Raw genomic sequence first — 23,645 nt, 5'->3', positions numbered from 1 at the left:
ATTGTGAGCGGAACTGTGTCTTATCATTCTGGGGTCTCGGCCGAAGATTGCGTTGCCCGCGGCTATGAACGGCGCGGCATGGCCATTGCGGCGCGCCGCTGGCGCGGCGGCGGCGGCGAGATCGATCTGATCGCGCGCGACGGCGATGGTCTCGTCTTCGTCGAGGTCAAGGCCAGCCGAAGCTTCGCTCGCGCGGCCGAGCGGATCACGCGGCGGCAGATGGTTCGGGTGATGACGGCCGCGCAGGAATTTCTGGCCGACGAGCCGAAGGGGCAACTCACCGATATTCGCTTTGATGTCGCTTTGGTGAACGGGATCGGCGAGGTCGATATTCTCGAGAACGCGTTCTGCGCCTGAGCGCGGTTGCAAATCCTTGGTGGCTCGGCCATCCAGAGCGGGCGCCGTGGCGCCCGGGCGACGGGCGGCGGTGGGGAAGGCCGGGCGAGGGAGCACCAGATGCCGTTGAAGGTTGCCATTCAGATGGACCCGATCGGGGCCGTCAATATCGACGCGGACAGCACGTTCAGGATTGCTGAAGAGGCGCAGGCGCGCGGGCACAGCCTGTTCTACTATACCCCAGACCGGCTTTTCTGGAATGACGGGCGCGTCATGGCGCGGGGCTGGCCGCTGGAGGTCCGCCGGGTGCGGGGTGATCATTTCACACTGGGGCCGGAGCAGGAGGTCGATCTTGGCGCCTATGATGTCGTCTGGCTGCGGCAGGACCCGCCCTTCGATATGGGCTACATCACCACAACGCATCTTCTGGAACATCTGGCGCCTGGCACCCTCGTCGTGAACGATCCGTTCTGGGTGCGCAATTTTCCGGAAAAGCTTCTGGTTCTTCGTTTCCCCGAGCTTATTCCTCCGACCGTGATCGCCCGCGATCTGGCAACCCTGCGCGCCTTCAAGGACCTGCACGGAGACATCATCCTCAAGCCGCTCTATGGCAATGGCGGGGCCGGGATCTTCCGGCTCGACCCCGACGATCGCAACCTGGCCTCGTTGCATGAGCTTTTCTCGGGATTAAGCCGCGAGCCGCTGATCGCGCAGAAATTCCTGCCTGCGGTTCGCAAGGGCGACAAGCGCGTCATTCTGGTCGACGGCGCGCCGGTCGGAGCCATCAACCGGGTCCCGGCCGAGGGCGAGACCCGGTCGAACATGCATGTGGGGGGCCGTGCCGAACGGGCGGATCTGACGCCCCGCGATCTGGAGATCTGTGCCGCCATCGGCCCGACGCTGAAGGAGGCCGGTCAGGTTTTCGTGGGTATTGACGTGATCGGCGATCATCTGACCGAGATCAACGTGACCTCGCCCACCGGCATCCAGGAGCTGGAGCGCTTCGACAAGGTCAATATCGCCGCCCGGATCTGGGAGGCGATCGAGGCGAAGCGGGGCTGAACCCCGCATCGCCTGCCTTTCACTTCTGGACTTCGCCGGTGACGATCTGCCGGAAGAATTTCGCGACCGGACCGTCCGAGCCGGAACCCTGGCGTGCGGTCCAGGGCCGGTGCGAGGTGCTGCCGCCTTTCGGGTCCGTCCCGACATTGGTTTCGCTTTTGCTGAGAAGCGGCAGCCCCAGGGCGGCCGAGAACGGCGTCGGATTGTCGGTCATCAGCGCGAGGTCGGAGCGGCGCCCGCTGAGCAGCGGCCAGCCGAACCGGCTGGAAAACGGGGTGGGGCTGTCGGTCATCAGCTCGGTCGACGAGCCCTGTTTCTGGCTCAGCAATGGCAGGTTCAGCGCGTCTGACAGCGGGTAATCGCGGACCTTGTCCAGCTCGACATCGGGTTTGCGATTGCTCAGCAGCGGCCAGCCGAACCGGCTCGACAGCGGGGTGGGGTTGTCGGTCATGAGGCCATGTCTGTCGGTCATCGTGACATCCTTCCTTCGATGTTTGCAGGTTCGACCGAGTCAACAACCCGGGTGCCGCAGGGTTCCTGCAAATGCCACGATCAAGGGATCGTGACCCTTGGCGCAAGCATCGGCGGCCCTCTAGCTGTCGCCGACGGCCAGACGAAAGCCGACGGCCTCGGCGACATGGGGCCGCGCAACCTGCTGGGCGCCGTCGAGATCGGCGATGGTCCGGGCGACGCGCAACACGCGGTGATAGCCGCGCGCGGTCAGCCGGAACCGCTCTGCCGCCCGCAAAAGCAGCGCGCGCCCGTCGGCATCGGGCGTTGCGATCTCGTCGAGCAGCGCTCCCTCTGCCTCGGCGTTCACTCGCACCCGGGGATGCGCCTCGAAACGCGCGGTTTGCCGGGCGCGGGCGGTGGCGACCCGGGCCGCCACGGTGGCAGAGCTTTCGCCCGAAGCGGGCAGGTCGAGGTCGCGGAACGCGACCGGCGGCACCTCGACGCGCAGGTCGAACCGGTCCATCAGCGGACCCGAGATCCGGCCAAGGTAGTCCTCGCCGCACTGGGGCACGCGGGCGCAGGCTCGGGACGGGTCGGCGAGATAGCCGCATTTGCAGGGGTTTGCCGCCGCGACCAGCAGGAAGCGGCAGGGATAGCGCGTATGGGCATTGGCGCGGGCGATCACGACCTCACCGGTCTCGATCGGCTGGCGCAGCGTGTCCAGCACCTGACGCGGAAATTCGGGAAACTCGTCCATGAACAGCACGCCGTTATGGGCCAGACTGATTTCACCCGGTCCGGCACCGCGCCCGCCGCCCACAATGGCGGCCACCGACGCGGTGTGATGCGGGTCGCGAAACGGGCGCTGGCGCGAGATGCCGCCCTCGTCCAGCAGTCCCGCCAGCGAATGGATCATCGAGGTTTCAAGCGCCTCTGTCGGCGACAGCGGTGGCAGAAGGCCCGGGATCCGCGCGGCCAGCATCGACTTGCCCGAGCCGGGTTCGCCGACCAGAAGCAGGTGATGTCGGCCCGCCGCGGCGATCTCGAGCGCGCGCTTGGCGCGTTCCTGGCCCTTGACCTCGGCCAGATCGAGCGTCGGCGCGTCCGGCTGGACCTCGCCCGGTTCGGCCGGGGCCAGAGGGGCCTGGCCGGTGAAATGGCGCACCACCGAGGCGAGATCGGGCGCGGCCAGCACCTGGGTCGCGCCGACCCAGGCCGCCTCGGCGCCGCAGGCGCGCGGACATAAAAGCGCCCGGTCGGCTTCGGCGGCGGCCATCGCCGCGGGCAGCGCCCCGATCACCGGCACCAGCCGCCCGTCGAGCGACAGCTCGCCCAGGGCCACCACCCCTTCGGCCATGTCGCGGGGGATGACCTCGAGCGCGGCCAGCAGCGCCACTGCGATGGGCAGGTCGAAATGCGACCCCACTTTCGGCAGATCGGCGGGCGAGAGATTGACCGTGATCCGCTTCGAGGGCAGCGCCACGCCCATTGCCGCCAGCGCCGCGCGCAGCCGGTCGCGGGCCTCGCTGACCGCCTTGTCGGGGAGGCCCACCACTGAAAAGGCGGGAAGCCCGGGGGCGACCGCGCATTGCACCTCGACGATCTGTGCCTCGATGCCGTCGAAAGCCACCGTATAGGCCCGGGCCACCATCTCGCGTTCTCCGGTCTGAACCGGAAAACGGCTACGCCTGCTTGGTTACCGAATGGTAAATAGCGCTGACTTCGGGGAAGGCTTCGGGGTCGTTCGCGGCCTTGTCGCGGCAGCGCGCGTTGCAAAAGCCGATCACCACACCTTGCGTCTTGAGGAAATGAGTCGGCGGCTGGCCCGAGAACGGGCAGGCCGCGTTGACCGAGGGGCCTGAGGCAATGGCGCGGGCGGCGACCGGTTCGGGGCCGGGCCAGGGCAGGCGCGGCAGATCCATCGCATAGGGCTCGGGGTCGTAGCCGACGGTCATCCCCTCGGCGCGCCAGCGGCGGAAGGCCGGGTCCGCCAGATGCTGCGCCACGTAATTGGCGGCGGCATCGCCCACCGGCAGCCCATAGGCCGCGATCCTTGCCGCGACCGGGGCGTAGAAGGCATCGGCCAGCGAATAGCGCCCGAAAAGCCAGGGGCCGCCGGCGCCGAACCGGGCATGGGCCTCGGCCCAGATCGCCTGCAGGCGGTCGAGTTCGGCCAGCACCTCGGGCGGGGCCAGGAAGCCGTCGTAGGAATGGGACAGCACCATCGGACAGCGCGACCGCAGCGCGGGAAAGCCCGAATGCATCTCGGCCGCCAGCCAGCGCGCGCGCATCCGCGCGGCCACGTCCTCGGGCCAGAGCCCGGCCCCGGGATGGCGTTCGGCCAGGGTCTCGGCGATGGCCATCGTGTCGCCAATCGGCTCGCCCTCGGGGGTCAGAAGCGCGGGCACCAGATGCGCGGGCGCGGCCGGAGCCAGGTCGCGGCGCATGGTGCCGGTGTAAAGCCCGACCTCGGCAATCCGGTAGGGCAGGCCGAATTTCTCCAGCATCAGCCAGCCGCGCAGAGACCAGCTGGAATAGGTCCGGTCGCCGATGAAAAGCGTATATGTCATGGACTGAGGCTAGCCTCCGGGCGCGTCCGGAGAAAGCGCATTTTCGTGATCGTTCCGATACCGGCGCGCGGTGTCAGGACGGAACCGCTGAATATGTGCGTATATGCACACATGCATCGCGCGAATATTTCGATTCGTTCAAGCTCTTGTGTGATCCGGAACCGGATCGGCGCAGTATAGTTTAGGTAACGATAAAACTCTGTCTGACGGGAATTTGGCATGGCATTTGATGGATTCGATGCGAACACGCTGTCGCGTCAGGCGATGAAGGCGGAGCTTCTGGACGCCGAGACCGAACTGAAGCTTGCCTATGCCTGGCGCGACGAACGTGACGAGGCAGCCCTTCACCGCCTGATCACGGCCTATATGCGGCTGGCGATCTCGATGGCGGCAAAATTCAAGCGTTACGGCGCGCCGATGAACGACCTGATCCAGGAGGCGAGCCTTGGCCTGATGAAGGCGGCCGACAAGTTCGACCCTGACCGGGGCGTGCGCTTTTCGACCTATGCGGTCTGGTGGATCAAGGCCTCGATCCAGGACTACGTGATGCGGAACTGGTCGATGGTCCGGACCGGGTCGACCTCAAGTCAGAAATCGCTGTTCTTCAACATGCGCCGGGTTCAGGCCCGACTGGAACGCGAGGCGGCGGGGCGGGGAGAGTCGCTCGATCGCCACCAGCTGCGCCAGATGATCGCCTCCGAGGTCGGCGTGCCCTTGCAGGATGTCGAGATGATGGAGGGCCGGCTGTCGGGGTCCGATTTCTCGCTGAACGCCTCGCAATCCACCGACGAGGAGGGGCGCGAATGGATCGAGACCATCGAGGATAACAGCGCGCAGGCAGCCGAACTGGTCGAGGAGGGGCGCGACCGGGCGCAACTGCGCGGCTGGCTGGTGCATGCCATGGGCCAGCTGAACGACCGCGAACGCTTCATCGTCAAGGAACGCAAGCTGCGCGACGACCCCCGCACGCTGGAAAGCCTCGGCAACGAGCTTGGCCTGTCCAAAGAGCGGGTGCGTCAGCTAGAGGCCGCGGCCTTCGGCAAGATGCGCAAGAGCCTTGAAGCCCAGTCGCCCGAGGTGCTTCACTTCCTGGCGTGAGACATGTTGCAAGAATCGCCGCGCTGGCCGCGGCCCTGACCGCCCATGCCGCCGGCGCCGAGGAAATCGGCTCGGCGGCTTTCTCCTCGCTGCCTGCCGCCGATGTGGTGGTGCTGGGCGAGACCCATGACAACCCCGACCAGCATGCCAATCAGGCTGCGGCCGTCAGGGCGCTGGCGCCGAAGGCTCTGGTCTTCGAGATGCTGACGCCGGACCAGGCTGCGAAGGTGACGCCGGGGCTTCGTCTCGACGGCGTGGCACTGGGCCAGGCGCTGGGCTGGGAAGCATCGGGCTGGCCCGATTTCGCGATGTATTTCCCGATTTTCTCGGCCGCGCCCGAGGCAAGGGTCTATGGCGCGGCATTGCCGCGCGACGAGGTCCGCCGGGCCGTGACCGAAGGGGCGGCCGCCGTCTTCGGGGCCGATGCCGCGACCTATGGTCTGACCGACCCGCTGCCCGAGGCCGAACGCGAAGAACGGATCAACGATCAGCGCGAGGCCCATTGCAACGCGCTTCCCGACCATCTTCTGCCCGGCATGGTCGAGGCACAGCGGCTGCGCGATGCCGCGCTGGCCCGGGCCGCGCGGCAGGCGCTGGACGACACCGGCGGGCCGGTCGCGGTGATCGCGGGCAACGGCCATGCCCGGACCGACTGGGGCCTGCCCGCGGCCTTTGCCCGGGTTGCCGAGGGCGCCCGGCTGATCTCTGTCGGCCAGCTCGAGGGGGCCGCGACGGGCACTCCGCCCTATGACTACTGGCTGGTCACGGGGGCGGCCGAGCGTGGTGACCCCTGCACCGCGCTGACCGGCGGCTAGGGCTGGCAGCGGCGCTTGTCTCGGCCCCGTCCGGGGCCTAAGACTGTCTTTCCAAGGGGTTCTGGCAAGAGGTTGACGGGCGGGCGGCATGGTTTCCGGCAAACGCATTCTACTGATCGTCGCGGGGGGCATCGCCGCCTACAAGACGCTCGATCTGATCCGCCGCCTGCGCGAACGGGGCGCGGCGGTCACCCCGGTGATGACGCAGGCGGCCGAACGCTTCGTGACGCCGTTGTCGGTTTCCGCGCTGGCGGGCGAGGCGGTGCATCGCGACCTCTTCGATCTGACCCGCGAGGCCGAGATGGGGCATATCCAGCTGTCGCGCTCGGCCGATCTGGTGGTGGTGGCGCCCGCGACCGCGAACCTGATGGCGAAGATGGCGGGCGGGCTCGCCGACGATCTGGCCTCGACCCTGCTGCTGGCGACCGACACGCCCGTTCTGCTGGCGCCCGCGATGAATGTGCGGATGTGGACCCATCCCGCGACCCGGCGCAATCTGGGGGTGCTGCAATCGGACGGTATCCGCGTCGTCGGGCCCAATGAGGGCGACATGGCCTGCGGTGAATACGGGCCGGGGCGGATGGCCGAGGTGCCCGAGATCCTTTCCGCGATCGAGGCCGCGCTGGGCGCGGGGCCGCTTGCCGGGCGCCGCATCGTCGTGACTTCGGGACCGACGCATGAACCGATTGATCCGGTCCGCTATATCGCCAACCGGTCCTCGGGGGCGCAGGGCACGGCGCTGGCCCGGGCGCTGGCGACGCTGGGCGCCGAGGTGGTTTTCGTGACCGGCCCGGCCGCGGTGCCGCCGCCCCAGGGTGTCGAAATCGTTCGGGTCGAGACCGCGCGCGAGATGCTGGCGGCGGTCGAAGCCGCACTTCCGGCCGATGCCGCCGTCTGCGCCGCCGCTGTCGCCGACTGGCATGTCGCCAATGCCGCCGATCAGAAGATGAAGAAGGACGGATCGGGCCGGGCGCCGGTTCTGGATTTCGCCGAAAACCCGGACATTCTGGCCCGCATCGCCCGGCGGGCCGAAGACCGGCCGCGTCTCGTGGTGGGCTTTGCCGCTGAAACCCATGATGTCGTGGCCCATGCCGAGGCCAAGCGCGCGCGCAAGGGCTGCGACTGGATCGTCGCCAATGACGTCTCGCCCGCGACCGGCATCATGGGGGGCGCCGAGAACGAGGTGACCCTGATTACCGGCTCGGGCGCCGAGGCTTGGCCGCGTCTGTCGAAGGACGAGGTCGCCCAGCGGCTCGCCCGCCGGATCGCCGAGGCGCTGGCATGAGCCCGCGTCTTGAGATCGTCTGGGAAGACTGGGCCGACCGCAGCCTGCCGCTGCCTGCCTATCAGACCCCGGGCTCGGCCGGCGCCGACATTCGCGCGAACCTGCCGCCCGAAGATCGCGAGGCCGGGCTGACGCTGGCACCGATGGAGCGCCGGATCGTGCCCACAGGCTTCCGGATGGCCTTTCCCGCCGGGTTCGAGGTGCAGATCCGCCCGCGCTCGGGGCTGGCGCTGAAGCACGGGATCACGCTTCCGAATACGCCCGGCACCATCGACAGCGACTATCGCGGGCCGCTTGGCGTGCTGCTGGTCAATTTCGGGGGCGAACCCTACACCATCCGCCATGGCGACCGGATCGCCCAGATGATCGTGGCGCCGGTGGTGCAGGCGGCCTTCGAGGTGGTCGAGGCGCTGGACGAGACCGTTCGCGGCGAGGGCGGGTTCGGGTCGACGGGGCGCGGCTGATGGGACTGGTGCTGGGAATTGCGCTGGTGCTCTGGTCGCTGGGGATGATCCTCCGCATCTCGCGCCAGGGTCGCTGGGGCATGATCGGCGGCCTTTACGCGGGCGTCCTGATCCTGCAACTCGCCATGCCCGCGAGCCATCCGCTGCGCCAGGCCATCGGCGGCACGCCCGAGGGATGGGCGGCGCTTGGGGTCCTGGCGCTTTTGGTCGTAGCCTATCGCGGCGTGCTGGGTGCACTCAAGCGGCGTGTGGCCCGCGAGGTCGTGCCGATGGCCCCCCAAGGCCCGCTGCGGCCGGTCGAACTGGACCGCTATGCCCGCCACATCATGCTGCGCGAAATCGGCGGGCCGGGCCAGCGCAAGCTGAAAGAGGCGCGGGTTCTGGTGATCGGCGCCGGTGGGCTCGGCTCGCCCGCGCTGCTGTATCTGGGGGCGGCCGGGGTCGGGACCATCGGCATCGTCGATCCCGACGAGGTGGATCTTTCGAACCTTCAGCGTCAGGTGATCCATACCGATACGCGGCTGGGCATGCCCAAGGTCTTTTCCGCGCAAAAGGCCATTCTGGCTCAGAATCCCTTTGTCACCGTGCGTCCCTACAAGCGGCGTCTGGATGAAGAGACAGCTGCGGCGCTCTTTCCCGATTACGATCTGATCCTCGACGGCACCGACAATTTCGAAACGCGCTATCTGGTCAACCGGATGGCCGCGCGTCTGGGCAAGCCGCTGATCGCCGGCGCCATCGCCCAGTGGGAAGGCCAGATCAGCCTGTACGACCCGGCGCACGGGACGCCCTGCTATCAATGCATCTTCCCCGAGGCGCCTGCGCCCGGTCTTGCCCCCACCTGCGCCGAGGCGGGCGTCGTGGGGGCGCTTCCGGGGGTCGTGGGTGCGATGATGGCTGTCGAGGCGATCAAGTTCGTGACCGGCGCGGGCGAGGGGCTTGGCGGGCGAATGCTGATCTACGACGCGCTTTACGGCGAGACCCGGACCATCGCGCTCCACCGCCGCGCCGACTGCCCGGTCTGCGGCGCACCCCGTCCCTGAGGGTACACCTTAAGGCTCAGCGCACCGGGTCGAAGTGGATGATCACATCCGCGACCGGAAACTCTGCAAGGATCGCGTGTTTCAGCCGGGCGCCGATGGCATGGGCATCGTTCAGGCTTTGCGCGCCATCAAGCTCGATATGCAGGTTCACGAAAAGGCGCGGGCCCGACCGGCGGGTCTTGAGGTCGTGAAAGCCCCGCACGCCCGCGCAGGCCTTGGCCAGCGCCTCGATCCGCGCGATGGTTTCGGGCGGCGCGGCGCGGTCCATCAGCGCGTCCCACGCCCCCTTGCCGATCCCCAGCGCGCCGACCGCCAGCATCCCCGCCGCGGCCAGCGCGACCACCGCGTCGATGCGCACCAGCCCCAGATTGGCCGAGGCCCAAAGCGCGAAGATCGCCCCGATATTGGGCAGCAGATCGCCCAGATAATGCAGCGAGTCGGCGGCCACGACGCGGTTGCCGGTCCGCCGCGCGACCCAGCGCTGGTACAGCACCAGCATGGCCGTCAGCGCGATCGACAGCGCCATCACCACGATCCCCGGGCCTTCCTGCGACAGCGGTTCGGGATCGGCATCGAGAAGCCGGGTCATGGCCGCGAAAGCGATGATACTGGCCGAGGCCAGGATGAACACCGCCTGTCCCAGCGCAGCCAGATCCTCGGCTGCGCTGTGGCCGAAGGCATGATCGTCGTCCGGCGGTCGGGCGGCATAGAAAATCGCGGCCAGCGCGCCCAGCGAGACCATCAGATCGAGCGCGCTGTCGGCCAGCGAGGCTGCGATTGACAGCGCCCCGGTCTGGCCCAGCGCCCAGAGCTTCAGCGCGACAAGCGTGATTGCGGTCGCGACAGAGGCGACCCCGGCAGAGAGGTTCAGGCGGGAGGTCTTGGGCATGGCGGCGGGCTCGACAGGGTGCGGCCCCCGCTTATCAGCAGAGCGCCCGGCGGGGCAAGGTCACTCGCGGATCTCGTCGGCGTCCACGCCCCAGATCGCGGTCTTGGGCACCCAGCCCGACGCGCCGTCGGCGCTGATCCGGCACCAGTCGATACTGCATTCTCCCAGCCGGGCGATCACCCCGGCTTCGGCCTTCGCCAGCACTTCGGCCTCGGGGCGGGGCGCGCGCAGAAGCGGCAGCATGTCCTGATCGACGATCACCGTGCGGACGCCCGACAGCAGGGAATAATGCACCCAGCCGCCCGCGCCGTCGCGGTCGCGCACCTGCCGCCAATGGCCGAATTCCGCCGTGATCTGCAAGGGCACGCCGCGCCTTGTATAGACCCAGTCGATCCGGTGGCTGAGGCTCGGGCCGCGCCGCACATTGCCCTCGGCCGCCTTCAGCGAGACATAGCGCGGCAGCGGCAGATTGGTCACCCGCCCGCGCTCTTCGGCCAGGACGGGACCCGTCCAGGACAGCGCGCCGATCAGAAACAAAAGGGAAATCGCCAGAAATGCGCGTCCGCGCAGTCGTGCCCGCATAACGTCCTGCCAGCTGGTTTCGGGGTCTTGTGCCGCGCCCCGATCTCGGACAGTTTGCCACTGACGCCAAGGGATGAAAAGCAGGGAGGCTCTGGGATGCCCGCACAACGTCTCAGTGTGGTTGTGACGCGACGGTTGCCCGAGGCGGTCGAGACCCGGATGAAGGAGCTTTTCGACGTCGAGCTGAACGAGGCCGATGTCAAGCTCACCCGCGAACAGCTGGTCGATGCGATGCGCCGCGCCGATGTGCTGGTGCCCTGCGTGACCGACGTGATCGACCAGTCGATGCTGGCCCAGGCCGGGGACCGGCTGAAACTGATCGCGAATTACGGCGCCGGGGTGGACCATCTGGATGTACAGACCGCCCGCCAGCGCGGCATTCTGGTGTCGAACACGCCCGGCGTGGTGACCGAGGATACCGCGGACATGACGCTGGCGCTGATGCTGGCGGTCACGCGCCGAATCCCCGAGGGGCTGCATGTGATGCAGGCGGGCGACTGGCACGGCTGGGCGCCCACGGCCTTCATGGGCGGGCGGATCGGCGGCCGACGGCTGGGGATTCTCGGGATGGGGCGGATCGGGCAGGCGGTCGCGCGACGCGCCCGCGCCTTCGGCATGCAGATCCACTATCACAACCGCAAGCGCCTGCGCCCCGAGATCGAGCAGGAATTCGAGGCGACCTACTGGGACAGCCTCGACCAGATGGTCAGCCGGATGGACGTGATCAGCGTGAATTGTCCGCATACGCCCTCGACCTTCCATCTTATGAATGCGCGACGGCTCAAGCTGATGAAGAAGGACGCGGTGATCGTGAACACCTCGCGGGGCGAGGTCATCGACGAGAACGCGTTGACGCGGATGCTGCGCGCGGGCGAGATCGCGGGCGCCGGGCTTGATGTTTTCGAACATGGGCACGAGATCAATCCGCGCCTGCGCGAGCTGCCCAATGTGGTTCTTCTGCCGCATATGGGGTCCGCCACGATCGAGGGGCGCAGTGAGATGGGCGAAAAGGTCATCATCAATATCAAGACCTTCGCCGATGGGCACCGGCCGCCGGATCTGGTCGTGCCGAGCATGCTCTAGGCGCACGCGATGTCCGGGACCGCTGGCAGGACCGCGACCGCGATTTTCCTTTTCGCGATTACCGCCTATTTCGCGCTGCAAGTCGGGCTGCGTCTGGTGCTGGGCGGCGCCTACGAGACCGACGAGGCGGAAATGCTGGTCATGACGCCCGGTCTGCGCCTGGGCTACGGGCCGCAGCTGCCCTTGTACAACTGGTTGCAGCTTGGCCTTTTCGACCTTCTGGGCCGGTCTCTGCCAGCGCTGTCCCTGCTCAAGAACGGGCTTCTCTGGCTGACCTTTCTTCTGGTCTTCCTCGGGGTCCGGCTGTGGCGGCCGGCCGGCGTCGCCGCGTTGGGCGCGCTGTCGCTGTTTCTCGTGCCCGACATCGCCTGGGAGGCGCAGCGGGCGACCACCCATTCCAACATGCTGATCGCGACCTCGGCGGCGACGCTGGCGGCCTTTCTCTGGGCGATGCGGAGCGGCGGCTGGCCCGCCTGGATCGCGCTGGGCCTTGCCGTGGGGCTTGGGGGGCTGTCGAAATACAACTTCTTCCTGGTCCCGGTCGGCCTTCTGGTGGCGGGCCTCACGCTGGCCCCGTTTCGCGCCCGGATCCTGACCCGCCGGGCCCTGATCGTGCCCGCCATCGCCGCGGCCATTCTGGCCGGGCCCTATGGCTGGATGGTGCAGAATCGCGACCTTGCGTTTTCCTCGGTCGGCAAGCTGCGGCTTGAAACCGATGGCGCCCGCGCGGCGCTGCCCGACGGGCTGGTGATGCTTCCGGGCGGCATGCTGTCGCTTCTGGCCCTGCCGCTTCTGGTGGCGGCGCTGGCCTGGGCCTTCGGGCGTCGGCGGGCCGAGCCGGACCCGGTCGGGCCGCTGCCTGCGCTGTTGCTGCGGGCGGGCGCCGTCGTGGCCGTGTTGATGGCCTTGGGCGTCTGGCTTGCGCAGGCGGGCACGGTCACGGCGCGCTGGCTGCTGCCTCTGGCCTTCCTCGCCGCGCCGGGCCTCTTTCTGGCGCTTGCGCCCCGGATCGGCCCGGCCGCGCGGCGGGGCATATTCGCTGCCGCGGCGGTCTTTGCCGTTCTGGTCTGCGCGGGCCTGACCTATGACCGCTTCAAGGAGGGCGCGCGGCGCGACGTCGATTTCACTGGCCTGCCTGCGCATCTGGCCGCGATCGAGGGCGCCGAGGGCGTGCCGGTCATCGCCGAATTCTACACCGCCGGAAACCTTGCCGCCGCCGAGCCGGACCGGCGCATCGCGCCTTACCTGCCCGTCGCGGCGCACCGCTTTGCGGGCGGACCGGTGCTGTTTCTGATGCGCGAGACCGTGCCGCGCGACCTTGCGGCCGGGCTGGCCCAGGCCGGATGGCCGCCGGGTACCGAACCGGAGGTGCTGGCCGAGGGCGACTTCACGTTGCCGTATCGCCATTCCGAAGCCGAAATGCCCTTCCGCTATGTCCTTGCCAGAACGCCCGACCTGCCATGACCGCCGCCCCCGCGACTGACACCCGGACCGCCACGCTGTTCCTGCTGGCGCTTGCCGCCTATTTCGCCGCGCAGGTTGGGCTGCGCCTGGGGCTGGGGGGCAGTTTCGAGGGTGACGAGGCCGAGATGGTCGTGCTGTCGCGGGACTGGCACTTTGCCTACGGCTCGCAACCGCCGCTTTATAACTGGTACCAGACCGTCTTCTTCGACCTGTTCGGCGTGAACACGCTGGGTCTGGTGCTGGCAAAGAACCTTCTGCTGTTCGGCACTTATGCGACGGCTTTCCTCGCGCTGCGTCCGGTCGGGGGCACGCGCGCCGCGATGGCGGGCGCGCTTGCGCTCGGTCTGATCCCGAACCTTGCCTGGTGGTCGCAGCGGACCGGATCGCACAGCATCGCGCTGGCTTTCACCACGGTTCTGACGGTCGCGACCTTTCTGTGGCTGCTACGCCGCCCGGGCACGCGTGGCTTTCTGCTGTTCGGCCTCGCCGTCGGGCTGGGCGGGCTTGCCAAGCCCAATTTCTGGATCGTGCCGCCCGCGTTGATCCTGGCGGGGTTCAGCATGGCGGCGGTCCGTCCGGCGCTGAGGGACCGGCGGCTCTGGCTGACGGCGGCGGTGGCGCTGGCCGTGGCCAGTCTGCCCTATGCCGCGATGCTGGCCGATCCGCTGGCAGCCTTCTCCGACCTGTGGGAGTTCCGCGCGGGCGCCGGCGGGCCCGAACAGGCGATGTGGCCCGCAGGTCTAGGCTATCTGGGGCGGTCGGTGCTGATCGAGTCGATCCCGGCCCTGCTGGCCGTCGGTATCGCGCTGGGGCTGGGCGGGACCGCGGCGCGGCGCAGCCTGAAAACCCCGCCCGAGGCGCAGCTTCTGGCGCGGGCGGCGCTGATCGGTCTTGCGCTGACCGCGATCGGCGTGGTGGCGACCGATACCGGCTTCGTGCGGTCGCGCTGGCTGATGCCGCTGTTCATCCTTGGTCTGCCGCCGCTGGCGATGACGGTTTTCGGCAATGCCCCGGCCCGTGTCTGGCGCAATTTCCTGCGCGCCATGGCGGGCCTTGCGCTGCTGATCCTCGCGGCCATTGCCGATACCCGCCTGCGCGGCGCCGGAAGCGACTCGCTTCGGGTCGATCTGCTTGCCGGGACCATCGCCGAGACGATGCCGGACCGGCCGGTCCTGCTGGGGCCGCACTACTATACCGGAAACCTCCTGCTGCACCTGCCGGACTGGGAGGCCTTCCCACCCTTCCCGACGCGGCGTCTGGCCGAGCCGCGGGGTCGGGTGCTGGTGGTCGTCGACCGCAAGGGCGTGCCGGGCATTCTGGGCCTGCTGCAGGAGCAGGGCTATCCCGAAGAGACGCTGCCCGAGCCGGTGCTGTCTCGCGACATCCTCGTGCCCTACCGCTTCGACGATGGGACGCCGCGCGAGATGGTGGTGACCCTTTTCGACTTTGGCCCCGCGCAAGAGTGAACTCGCGCAGCCCGGCGTCGGTTTCTGTCCATTTCGGGTCGGATGGCCCCCGCCGCGCCACCAGAATCCTGCCTAACTGAGAGAAACGAGCGGCAAGCAGGAGACTCGGCCGATGAAGACTCATGTCAAAGCCCTGGTCGTCGGCGGCGGCGCCGTCGGCACCTCGATTGCATATCATCTGGCCAGGGCGGGCTGGGATACCATGCTTCTGGAACGGGACGAGCTGACCTCGGGCTCGACCTGGCATGCGGCCGGGCTTTTGCCCTATTTCAACATGTCCTTCGCGACGACGCATATCCACGACTACTCGATCAAGTTCTACAAGACGCTCGAGGCCGAGACCGGGCTTAACCCCGGCTTCAGCGTGGTGGGCAACCTGCGCATGGCGCAGACGCGCGCGCGGATGGACGAATACAGGCTCTACGCCACAACGGCCGAGACCTGTGGCGTGCCCTATGAATGGCTGAGCCCGGCGCAGCTGAAAGAGCGCTGGCCGCTGATGCGCTGCGACGATCTGATCGGCGCGATCTACCATCCGACCGACGGCTACATCAATCCGGCCGACGTGACCCAGGCCATGGCGAAGGGCGCGCGGCAGCTCGGCGCGGTGATCGAGCGGAAATGGCAGGTCGACGCCTACGACTGGACCGGGTCCGAATGGCGGGTGACGGTCACGAAGATGGCCGAAAAGGGCGGCAACCTCGTGCCGACCGAGGAACAGACGGTCATCACCGCCGAACATGTGGTCACCGCCACCGGCAACCATGCGCAGCGGACGGCGCGGCTTCTGGGCCTCAAGATCCCGGCGATTCCGGTCGAGCACCAGTATATCGTGACCGAGCCCGATCCGGCGCTGGTCGCGTGGCGCAAGGCCGGCAACCCCGAGCATCCGGTCCTGCGCGATGCCGATGCCAAATGGTACGTGCGCGAGGAACGCGGCGGCTGGATCCTCGGCCCCTATGAGCGCAACGCGCCTGCGCGGTTCGCCTATGGCTGCCCCGACAGCTTCCGCGCCGATCTGTTCCCGCTCGATCTGGAACGGATCGAGGAGGAATACATGTCGATGATCCACCGGCTGCCAAGCTCGGAAACGGTGGGGCTGAAGGACGATTTCAACGGCCCGATCTGCTATACCCCCGACGGCAACCCGCTGCTGGGGCCGGCGCCGGGCCTTCGCAACATGTGGCTGGCCGAGGGCTTTTCCTTCGGGATCACCGCCGCGGGCGGGTCGGGCCATTACCTCGCCCAGCTGATGACCGAGGGCGAGGCCGAGATCGACATGGGCTCGCTCGATCCCAAGCGCTACGGGTCCTGGATGACCACGGACTATGCCGTGGCCAAGAACGAGGAGGCGTATGAGCATGTCTATATCCTGCACCATCCCGACGAGGAACGCCCGGCAGCGCGGCCGCTGAGGACCGCGCCCTGTTACGACCGGATGAAGGCGCTGGGCGCGCAGTTCGGGCAGGTGCAGGGCTGGGAACGGCCCAACTACTTCGCCCCCGAAGGCTTTGACGATCATGCCGCGCGCAGCTTCCGCCGGGGCGGCTGGTGGCAATATGCCGAGGCCGAGGCGAAGGCGATCCGCGAGACGGCCGGGCTGATCGACGCCACGGCCTTTGCCAAGCATATCGTGCGCGGGCCCGGCGCGACGGCGTTCCTGGACTGGTTCACCTGCAACAAGCTGCCCAAGATCGGCCGGGTCAACCTGACCTATGCGCTGAGCAGCGCGGGCACCGTCCGGACCGAATACACCATCGTCCGTCAGGCCGAGGACGTCTATTACCTGGTCTCGGCCGGGGCCTGGCACGCCTATGACGAGGATTTCCTGCTGAAGGCGGCCGAGGACAAGGCGGCCGAGTTCGGCCCGGTGATCGTCGAGGACGTGACCACGCGCTATGGGGTCTTCGCGCTGGCGGGCCCCAATGCGCGGGCGATCCTGGCCGGGCTGATCCGCGACGCCGACCCGGCGACGGCGCTGTCGAACAAGCGCTTCCCCTGGCTGTCGGCGCGGCAGATCGAACTGGGCATGGTCCCGGTCAACGCGCTGCGCGTGGCCTATACGGGCGAGCTGGGCTGGGAGCTGCATCATCCGATCGAGATGCAGAACCACCTGTTCGACCGGCTGATGGAGGCGGGCGCCGCGCAGGGGCTGAAACCCGTGGGCGCGCGGGCGCAGAACTGGCTTCGGCAAGAGAAGAGCTATCGCGCCTTCGGCACCGAGCTCGGGCGCGATGCCACACCGCTCGAGGCCGGGCTCGACCGTTTCGTCGATCTGTCGAAGGATTTCCACGGCAAGGCCGCGATGGAGGCGACGGGCCTCCGCTCGAAATGCGTCACGCTGCTGATCGACGGGCCGGAGGATGCCGATCCCTGGGGCCGCGAGGCGCTTTATGACGGCGAGACCCGGGTCGGGCGGCTGACCTCGGGCGGCTGGTCGGTCGCCTTCGGCAAGTCCATCGGCATGGGCTATGTGCGGCCCGACCTGGCGGTGCCGGGCACCCGGCTGAGCGTCAGGATGTTCGATGCACTCTGGGCGGTCGAGGTCGTCGAGGACAGCCCCCACGACCCGACCAATGCGCGGATCCGGGCGGACGGCTGAGCCGCCCGCCTTCCCCACCGGTCAGCGGGCGGACACGTCCCAAAGCGTGAGCCGCCCGTCGCCGTCGCGGTCGTGCATTGCAAGCCATTCATTGGCCGCCATGCGGAATTCCGACAGGTCGATGACTCCGTTGCCGTTGATATCGTTGCGCATCAGCTTCTGGCCCTTGACGACGACCTTGCGCTCATAGGCCTCTTCGCCGCGGAAATAGGCCAGCGGGCCGCGGGCACGGTCGAAGGCCGCGGCTTCGGTCGCGTCGAGATGGCCGTCGCCATTGGTATCGAAGGCCGCGAAGATGCGGCGGGCCTGGCTTTGCAGCTCATGGCGGTTGATGGTGCCGCTGCGGTCGGCGTCCCATTTCTCGTAGAGTATGGGCGCGCGCTGGGTGTCCGCGCCAGCGGACCCGGCGGCAAGGGCAAGGGCGAAGCCCGAAAGGGCAAGGGCGGAACGGATGGGGCGGCGCATCGGAGGACTCCTTGGATCGCGGTATCCCAGAGGTAGTCGCATCCGCGGCCTGCGGCAACTGCAACCGGGGCAGGGCGCCCGGAGGCGCCCGATGCCCCTCGGCCTATTCGGCGGCGGCTGCCTTTTCCTCGGTCAGCTGGTCATAGCATTCCATCGCTTCGGCCGCGTACATCATGGCCGGGCCGCCGCCCATCTGGATCGCCATCGCCAGCACGTCGCCGACCTCTTCGCGGGTGGCACCGACGCGCACCAGGGCTTCCATGTGCAGCACGATGCAGGCCTGACAACGCTGGGTGACCGCGATGCCGAGCGCGATGAATTCCTTGGTCTTGAAGTCAAGCTCACCGCCTTCCTTGACGGCCTTGCCGAGCGCCCCGAAGGCCTTGGTCTGCTCGGGAAGGGCCTTGTTCAGGCGGCGCAGCTGGTCCTTGGTTCCATCGCGTTTGGCGGTCCAGTCCATATCGGTCTCCTTTGATCCGAAGCTGAGTCGGAGATGCTTTTTACCTTGCCCTAATTATAGGTTTCGTTGCGCGATCACAGGGGCTGGCGGAAAATTATCGTCAGATTGTTGGCGGGCATGGAAATTTGTGCCTCAGGTTGCAGTCCGGCGGCGGCGCCCCAGCCGGTCACCACAGCTACCTGCTTGTAGCCGATCTGGGCGTCCTGCGCGGTCAGGCTGGCATGGAAGGCGGCATCCCCGGGGCTGGCGAAGCCGGTCGCGCGCAGGAAGGGCCCGTAGATCGCCAGCACGCCCTTGGGTGCCAGCGCCCGGGCTGCCTCGGCGATCAGGGTTTCGGCCTCGGGCGCGCTGACAAGATGCAGGATGTTGCTGACGAAGATCAGGTCCTGCCCGGCATGGGCTGCGGCCCAGCCCGGCCGGCAGGCATCAAGCGCGATCGCCGGGCGCAGGTTCGGCAGGGCCGCCTCGGCCGCCCAGGCGTCGATCGAGGCGCGGCGCGCCGGGTCGATCTCGGTCGGCTGCCAGATGAGGCCGGGCAGGCGGGCGGCAAAACGCACGGCATGTTCGCCGGTGCCCGAGGCCAGTTCCAGCACGCGCCCGCGAGGCGGGGCCAGGGTTTCCAGAACCGCGCAGATTGCGTCCGCGTTGCGCAAGGCCGAGGGCGCGCTGAGCCGCCCGCCCATGCCCGGCGTCGCGACCGAGGCGCTGTCGGGCAGGTCCAGCCGCCGGGGCATCAGCAGAACCGGGCCGGGCTGAAGGTCGCCTCGAGCATGCGCCGGAGTTCCGAGGCGCGGCCGCCCAGGATGTCGGCGGCCAGTTCGCTGGCGGCGGGCGAGGTCTGCATCCCGACCCCGCCCTGACCCGCATGCCAGAAGAAGGCCGGATCGCGCGGATCGAAGCCGATCACCAGCAGGCGGTCGGGCGCGAAGGTGCGCAGGCCCGCCCAGCTGGTTTCGACCCGGGTCACCGGCGCGGTCACCATCTCTTCGTAGCGCGCCAGCCCCTCGGCCAGCACCATGTCGTCGGCGAAGGCATCATGGGGCGGCATCGGATCTTCCTCGGCGGGCGAGACCAGAAGCTTGCCCGCTTCGGGCTTGCAGTACCAGCGTTCGCCCGCGCCGAGGATCATCGGCCAGCGGCGCGGGTCCTGACCGGCGGGGGCGGGCAACTGGGCCATGGACCGGCGCATCGGGGTAAAGCCCAGGGGCGCCAGCCCGGCCATCCGGGCCACCTCGTCGACCCAGGCGCCGGCGGCATTGATCAGGATGCGGCCTTCGACAGTCTCGCCGCCTGCGGTGATCTGCCAGCCGGTCTCGACCCGCGCGATGGCGGTGACCTTGCGCCCGGTCTCGATCCGGCCGCCATGGCTGCGGATCTGGCGGGCGAAGCCTTGCAGCAGCCGGTCGGTGTCGATGTCCCAGGCACGCTCGGTGATCCCGGCGAAGGCGACGCGGGCAGGATCGAGGATCGGGACGATTTCCTGTGCTTCTTCGGGCGTCAGCGCGCGCAGGTCCATGTGGCGGCGGTCGGCCTCGAAGGCGGCACCGTCACCCGCCCGGCCGACGACCATCAGGCCCCGGGGCGACAGCACGCCGCCATCGGCGGTCTGGTGATAGCTGTGCCCGGCTCGGTTCAGCGCGACGATCGGGGGTGCGCCCAGGCATTCGTCGAACAGGGCCGCCGAGCGGCCCGAGGTGTGATAGCCAAGCGCCTTTTCGGTTTCGAACAGCGCGACCCGGCCCAGAGGCGCGAGCCGCGCCCCGACCGATACCCCGGCGATGCCGCCGCCGATGACGATGAAATCCGTATCCATGGCGCGAGATAAGCACAAGCGCGCGGCAGAGGGAAACCCCCGCCGCGCGCCGCTCCGGAGGCGGCGGGTGCACGCGATCATGCAGCAATCGCGCGCGGGCGCATGTCTCTCGGACTGCCCGGCAGGTACCACCCTTCCGGGCCGCCAGAGGACCGGCGCCGCAGGAGGCAGTGCCGCCTCAGAGTTCGGTCGGTTGCCCGCGGTTCCGGTCCGTGGACAGAGCGGACATCTCTGCGGAGCTGTGCCCGCAGGGAATACCCTTTTTCGCGGTGAGGGCAGTCGGGGGACGATCCCACCCGTCGCGCCGGAGCGAAAGCCCCGGGCGACTGGCCCCACAAATAAGTTACGTTGCGGAAACTAGCAGATTCGGCTGCGGTTTTGAAACAATATGCGACGCCTTTCGCACGAAGCGGCCGTAGGGCCGGATTGGGCCCGGACGGCACGACCAGAGGCCCGGCTTGGGCGCAGGTGCGCGGGTGCCTCGACATGCGAAGGGCCCGCGCGCGGGCCCTTGCGTCGTCCTGCTGCGGGTCGACCGGGTTATTTCGGGACTTCGCCGCTCAGCCCTTCGACGTAGAAGTTGAGACCGGCCAGCGTGCCGTCATCGGCCACTTCGCCCTCGGCCAGCCAGACGCTGCCGTCCTGCTTGTTCAGCGGCCCGGTGAAGGGGTGGTAGGCGCCGCTGGAAATCGACTCTTCCAGCGCGATCGCCTCGTCGCGGATCTCGGCCGGGACCGCGTCCGAAATCTCGCCGATCTTGACCATCCCCGAGGCGATGCCGCCCCAGGTGTCCTTGCTTTCCCAGGTGCCGTCCATCACCGCCTGCACGCGCTCGATGTAATAGGGCGCCCAGTTGTCGATGATCGACGAGATCCGGGGCTTCGGCGCATATTCGGCCATGTCGGCGGCCTGACCGAAGGTGTAGACATTGCCCGCCTTCTCGGCGGCGGCATGGGGCGCGGTCGAGTCGGTGTGCTGCAGGATCACGTCGGCGCCCTGGTTGATCAGCGCGGTGGCCGCGTCGGCCTCCTTGGCCGGGTCGAACCAGGTATTGGCCCAGACCACCTTGAACTGCACGTCGGGGTTGACCTTGCGGGCGTGGATGAAGGCCGAGTCGATGCCCCGGATCACCTCGGGGATCGGGAAGGACCCGATATATCCGATCACGTTCGACTGGGTCATCCGGCCCGCCAGCAGGCCCTGCACCGCGCGGCCTTCATAGAAGCGGGCCGAATAGGTCGACACGTTCTCGGCGCGCTTGTAGCCGGTGGCGTGCTCGAATTTCACCTTCGGAAACTTCTTGGCCACGTTGATCGTCGGGTCCATGAAGCCGAAGGAGGTCGCAAAGACGATGTCGCAGCCCGACAGCGCCATCTGGGTCAGCGCGCGTTCGGTATCGGCGCCCTCGGGCACACTTTCCTGTTCCACCAGCTCGATGGCATCGCCGAAATGCTCTTTCATCACCATCGCGGATTCGTGGTGGTGCTGGCTCCAGCCGCCATCGTTGACGGGGCCGACATAGATGAAGCCGACCTTGACCTTGTCCTGGGCGAAAGCGGTTCCGGCAAGGCCCAGGGCCAGCGCACTGGTGGCAAGGAATGTTCTGCGTTTCATGGGGTCTCTGTCTCCGATACGTGTCCGGGGCGCGTGGCGGCCCCGTCGGTTGCGCGCGCCTCTAGCTGGAGGCGTGGAAAGTCTTGCCCAGATCGGCCGGGGCATGCAGGGCGGCCCGGCTGCGGTCGGCCGACATCAGCACGAGTACCAGAATGGTTACCAGATAGGGCGTGGCCGACAAGAACTCTGCCGGAACCGCGACACCGGCGGCCTGCAGGTTCAGCTGCAGCACGGTGATGCCGCCGAACAGGTAGGCCCCAAGCAGCAGCCGCCAGGGACGCCAGGAGGCGAAGACCACCAGCGCCAGCGCGATCCAGCCGGCACCCGCGGTCATGCCCTCGGTCCATTGCGGCACGCGGATGAGGCTCAGATAGGCCCCGCCCAGGCCCGCCATCGCGCCGCCGAAGCCGATCGCCATCAGGCGGATGCGCACGACCTTGTAGCCCAGCGCATGCGCGGCCTCGTGGCTTTCGCCGACCGCGCGCAGGATCAGGCCCGCGCGGGTATAGCGCAGGAAGGCCCAGACCAGCGCCACGAGGGCGAGGCTGACATAGACCATCGCGTCATGGGAAAAGACGATCTTTCCGATCACCGGCAGATCCGACAGGACCCCAAGGTCGAGCGGCCGGGTCGGCGGCGGTTTCATCCCCGCATAGCCCTGACCGATCAGCGCTGACAGCCCCAGCCCGAACAGCGTCAGCGCCAGCCCCGTCGCGACCTGGTTCGACATCAGCACCTGGGTCAGCAGCCCGAAGATCATCGACAGCGCCGCGCCGCCGATAATGGCGGCCAGAAAGCCCAGCGCGGGGCTGCCGGTCTGCACCGAAGCGGCAAAGCCGCAGATCGCGCCGGTGATCATCATCCCTTCGACGCCCAGGTTCAGCACGCCCGATTTCTCGACGATCAGCTCGCCGGTCGCGGCCAGCAGGATCGGGGTCGAGGCCACCATCAGCGAGGCGATCAGGATGACGGGGTCGATGGCGGACAGGTCCATCAGGCGATCTCCCTCTTGCCCCAGCGGAGCCGGTAATTGGTCAGCACGTCGAGCCCCAGAAGGAAGAACAAAAGCATCCCCTGAAACGCCTGGATCGCGGCGGCGGGCAGGTTCAGCATGAATTGCGCAAGCTCGCCCCCGATATAGGTCAGCGCCATCAGCAGCCCTGCCAGCAGGATGCCCACCGGGTTCAGCCGCCCGAGGAAGGCCACGATGATCGCGGTAAAGCCGTAGCCCTGGTTGAAGTCGATCGAGACCTGACCGGCGGGCCCCGAAACCTCGAAAAGCCCGGCCAACCCCGCCAGCGCACCCGACGCGCCCAGGCAGAACAGCACCAGCCCGTTCGGATTGACGCCCGCAAAGCGCGCGGCCCGGGGCGATTGCCCGGTCAGCCGGATCTGAAAGCCCAGCATGTGCCGGTTCAGAAGGACATAGGCTGCGATCACCGCGACGAAGGCCGCGACCACGCCCCAATGCATGCCGCTATTGGCGATCAGCTCGGTATTGGCGGCGGCGGGGTATTGCTGCAGGTTCCGGCTGCCCGGAAAGCCGCCGCCCTCGGGGTTGCGCATGAGTCCCAGCGCCATCGCGGCCAGGATCTGCTCGGCCACATAGACGAGCAGAAGCGACACCAGGATCTCGTTCGTGCGGAACCGGGTCTTCAGGATCGCCGGGATCATCGCCCAGGCCCAGCCGCCAAGCCCGCCCGCGATCACCATCAGGGGAAAGACGAACCAGGCCTCCAGCGGATAAAGGGCCAGCGCCACACCCGCGCCCGACAGCGCGCCGATGATGTACTGCCCCTCGGCGCCGATATTCCAGATGCCCGCGCGAAACCCGAGGCTCAGCCCGATGGCGATCAGGATCAGCGGCCCGGCCTTCACCAGAAGCTGCGGGCGCGAATAGCTCGCGAACTGTTCGTTGAACAGCGGGTCCCAGAAGATGATGCGGATCGCCGCGACCGGGTCCTTGCCCAGCATCGCGAACAGCACGCCGCCCGCCACCATGGTCAGCGCGACCGCAAGCACGGGGGTCGCCGCGGTCCAGACGCGCGACGGCGAGGGACGTTTTTCCAGACGGATCACAG

At 68.1% G+C, this 23,645-nt stretch carries 23 protein-coding genes; 11 read left to right on the top strand and 12 right to left on the bottom strand.

Annotated features, from left to right (window positions below):
* Nucleotides 1–3: 3 nt before the first annotated feature.
* Both C8N38_RS10915 and gshB read left to right on the top strand, forming a co-directional pair.
* Nucleotides 4–357 carry a YraN family protein gene (locus C8N38_RS10915; RefSeq protein ID WP_108027213.1) on the top strand — a complete coding sequence of 118 codons (354 nt, stop codon included), beginning with the start codon at nt 4–6 and terminating at the stop codon, nt 355–357.
* A gap of 99 nt (nt 358–456) precedes the next feature.
* Nucleotides 457–1,398 (top strand): glutathione synthase, encoded by a 942-nt coding sequence (gshB, locus tag C8N38_RS10910; RefSeq protein ID WP_108027212.1) that lies wholly within the window; start codon nt 457–459, stop codon nt 1,396–1,398.
* A 19-nt stretch (nt 1,399–1,417) separates the two neighbouring features.
* Here the strand turns inward: gshB and C8N38_RS10905 are convergent, their stop codons facing one another.
* The 3 genes from C8N38_RS10905 to C8N38_RS10895 all read right to left on the bottom strand — a co-directional run bounded on the left by C8N38_RS10905 (nt 1,418) and on the right by C8N38_RS10895 (nt 4,421).
* Nucleotides 1,418–1,870 carry a hypothetical protein gene (locus C8N38_RS10905; RefSeq protein WP_108027211.1) on the bottom strand — a complete coding sequence of 151 codons (453 nt, stop codon included), beginning with the start codon at nt 1,868–1,870 and terminating at the stop codon, nt 1,418–1,420.
* A 120-nt stretch (nt 1,871–1,990) separates the two neighbouring features.
* Complete coding sequence (locus tag C8N38_RS10900; RefSeq protein WP_108027210.1) at nt 1,991–3,502, bottom strand: YifB family Mg chelatase-like AAA ATPase; 1,512 nt, start codon at nt 3,500–3,502, stop codon at nt 1,991–1,993.
* Between the two features lie 31 nt (nt 3,503–3,533).
* The gene (locus tag C8N38_RS10895; protein WP_108027209.1) at nt 3,534–4,421 is read right to left on the bottom strand and encodes a glutathione S-transferase; all 888 of its coding nucleotides are present in this window, start codon (nt 4,419–4,421) and stop codon (nt 3,534–3,536) included.
* 219 nt (nt 4,422–4,640) lie between these two features.
* On the opposite strand from C8N38_RS10895, the gene C8N38_RS10890 reads away from it, so the two are divergent.
* The 5 genes from C8N38_RS10890 to C8N38_RS10870 all read left to right on the top strand — a co-directional run bounded on the left by C8N38_RS10890 (nt 4,641) and on the right by C8N38_RS10870 (nt 9,126).
* The gene (locus C8N38_RS10890) at nt 4,641–5,519 is read left to right on the top strand and encodes an RNA polymerase factor sigma-32 (protein ID WP_108027208.1); all 879 of its coding nucleotides are present in this window, start codon (nt 4,641–4,643) and stop codon (nt 5,517–5,519) included.
* Nucleotides 5,516–6,334: a ChaN family lipoprotein gene (locus C8N38_RS10885; RefSeq protein WP_425440037.1), complete on the top strand. Its 819-nt coding sequence runs from the start codon at nt 5,516–5,518 to the stop codon at nt 6,332–6,334. The genes C8N38_RS10890 and C8N38_RS10885 overlap by 4 nt, the downstream gene beginning before the upstream one ends.
* An 88-nt stretch (nt 6,335–6,422) precedes the next feature.
* The gene (gene coaBC, locus C8N38_RS10880) at nt 6,423–7,619 is read left to right on the top strand and encodes a bifunctional phosphopantothenoylcysteine decarboxylase/phosphopantothenate--cysteine ligase CoaBC (RefSeq protein WP_108027207.1); all 1,197 of its coding nucleotides are present in this window, start codon (nt 6,423–6,425) and stop codon (nt 7,617–7,619) included.
* Nucleotides 7,616–8,083, top strand: a complete 468-nt coding sequence (gene dut / locus C8N38_RS10875) for a dUTP diphosphatase (RefSeq protein ID WP_108027206.1) — start codon at nt 7,616–7,618, stop codon at nt 8,081–8,083. The genes coaBC and dut overlap by 4 nt, the downstream gene beginning before the upstream one ends.
* Complete coding sequence (locus tag C8N38_RS10870; protein ID WP_108027205.1) at nt 8,083–9,126, top strand: HesA/MoeB/ThiF family protein; 1,044 nt, start codon at nt 8,083–8,085, stop codon at nt 9,124–9,126. Before dut ends, C8N38_RS10870 begins: the two co-directional genes overlap by 1 nt.
* A 16-nt stretch (nt 9,127–9,142) precedes the next feature.
* Here the strand turns inward: C8N38_RS10870 and C8N38_RS10865 are convergent, their stop codons facing one another.
* Nucleotides 9,143–10,015 (bottom strand): cation diffusion facilitator family transporter, encoded by an 873-nt coding sequence (locus C8N38_RS10865; RefSeq protein ID WP_108027204.1) that lies wholly within the window; start codon nt 10,013–10,015, stop codon nt 9,143–9,145.
* A 60-nt stretch (nt 10,016–10,075) separates the two neighbouring features.
* Nucleotides 10,076–10,597, bottom strand: a complete 522-nt coding sequence (locus tag C8N38_RS10860) for an SH3 domain-containing protein (RefSeq protein WP_108027203.1) — start codon at nt 10,595–10,597, stop codon at nt 10,076–10,078.
* Between the two features lie 96 nt (nt 10,598–10,693).
* On the opposite strand from C8N38_RS10860, the gene C8N38_RS10855 reads away from it, so the two are divergent.
* From C8N38_RS10855 to C8N38_RS10840, 4 genes are all read left to right on the top strand, one after another.
* The gene (locus C8N38_RS10855; protein ID WP_108027202.1) at nt 10,694–11,680 is read left to right on the top strand and encodes a 2-hydroxyacid dehydrogenase; all 987 of its coding nucleotides are present in this window, start codon (nt 10,694–10,696) and stop codon (nt 11,678–11,680) included.
* Between the two features lie 9 nt (nt 11,681–11,689).
* A complete protein-coding gene (locus C8N38_RS10850) occupies nt 11,690–13,144 on the top strand; it encodes a glycosyltransferase family 39 protein (RefSeq protein ID WP_108027201.1) in 1,455 nt (484 codons plus the stop codon).
* The gene (locus C8N38_RS10845; RefSeq protein ID WP_158272340.1) at nt 13,141–14,610 is read left to right on the top strand and encodes an ArnT family glycosyltransferase; all 1,470 of its coding nucleotides are present in this window, start codon (nt 13,141–13,143) and stop codon (nt 14,608–14,610) included. Before C8N38_RS10850 ends, C8N38_RS10845 begins: the two co-directional genes overlap by 4 nt.
* A 112-nt stretch (nt 14,611–14,722) precedes the next feature.
* Nucleotides 14,723–17,212: a GcvT family protein gene (locus C8N38_RS10840; protein ID WP_108027199.1), complete on the top strand. Its 2,490-nt coding sequence runs from the start codon at nt 14,723–14,725 to the stop codon at nt 17,210–17,212.
* Between the two features lie 21 nt (nt 17,213–17,233).
* On the opposite strand, the gene C8N38_RS10835 is transcribed toward C8N38_RS10840, so the two are convergent.
* From C8N38_RS10835 to C8N38_RS10805, 7 genes are all read right to left on the bottom strand, one after another.
* The gene (locus C8N38_RS10835) at nt 17,234–17,677 is read right to left on the bottom strand and encodes an EF-hand domain-containing protein (protein ID WP_158272339.1); all 444 of its coding nucleotides are present in this window, start codon (nt 17,675–17,677) and stop codon (nt 17,234–17,236) included.
* A 103-nt stretch (nt 17,678–17,780) separates the two neighbouring features.
* Nucleotides 17,781–18,137 carry a carboxymuconolactone decarboxylase family protein gene (locus C8N38_RS10830; protein WP_108027197.1) on the bottom strand — a complete coding sequence of 119 codons (357 nt, stop codon included), beginning with the start codon at nt 18,135–18,137 and terminating at the stop codon, nt 17,781–17,783.
* Nucleotides 18,138–18,211: 74 nt separating this feature from the next.
* Nucleotides 18,212–18,871: a DUF938 domain-containing protein gene (locus tag C8N38_RS10825; protein ID WP_108027196.1), complete on the bottom strand. Its 660-nt coding sequence runs from the start codon at nt 18,869–18,871 to the stop codon at nt 18,212–18,214.
* Nucleotides 18,871–19,950, bottom strand: a complete 1,080-nt coding sequence (locus tag C8N38_RS10820) for an NAD(P)/FAD-dependent oxidoreductase (protein ID WP_108027195.1) — start codon at nt 19,948–19,950, stop codon at nt 18,871–18,873. The genes C8N38_RS10825 and C8N38_RS10820 overlap by 1 nt, the downstream gene beginning before the upstream one ends.
* Nucleotides 19,951–20,490: 540 nt before the next feature.
* On the bottom strand, nt 20,491–21,564 hold the full coding sequence (locus C8N38_RS10815; RefSeq protein WP_108027194.1) for a BMP family ABC transporter substrate-binding protein: 1,074 nt from the start codon (nt 21,562–21,564) through the stop codon (nt 20,491–20,493).
* A 61-nt stretch (nt 21,565–21,625) separates the two neighbouring features.
* The gene (locus C8N38_RS10810) at nt 21,626–22,558 is read right to left on the bottom strand and encodes an ABC transporter permease (protein WP_108027193.1); all 933 of its coding nucleotides are present in this window, start codon (nt 22,556–22,558) and stop codon (nt 21,626–21,628) included.
* Nucleotides 22,558–23,643, bottom strand: coding sequence for an ABC transporter permease (locus C8N38_RS10805; RefSeq protein ID WP_108027192.1), 1,086 nt, complete (start codon nt 23,641–23,643; stop codon nt 22,558–22,560). Before C8N38_RS10805 ends, C8N38_RS10810 begins: the two co-directional genes overlap by 1 nt.
* Nucleotides 23,644–23,645 lie beyond the last annotated feature (2 nt).

Source organism: Rhodovulum kholense (genome assembly GCF_003053725.1).
GTDB classification, from domain to species: Bacteria; Pseudomonadota; Alphaproteobacteria; order Rhodobacterales; family Rhodobacteraceae; genus Rhodovulum; species Rhodovulum kholense.
Note: the sequence above shows the minus strand (reverse complement) of the source record. Positions and strands in the feature narration are given on the sequence as shown.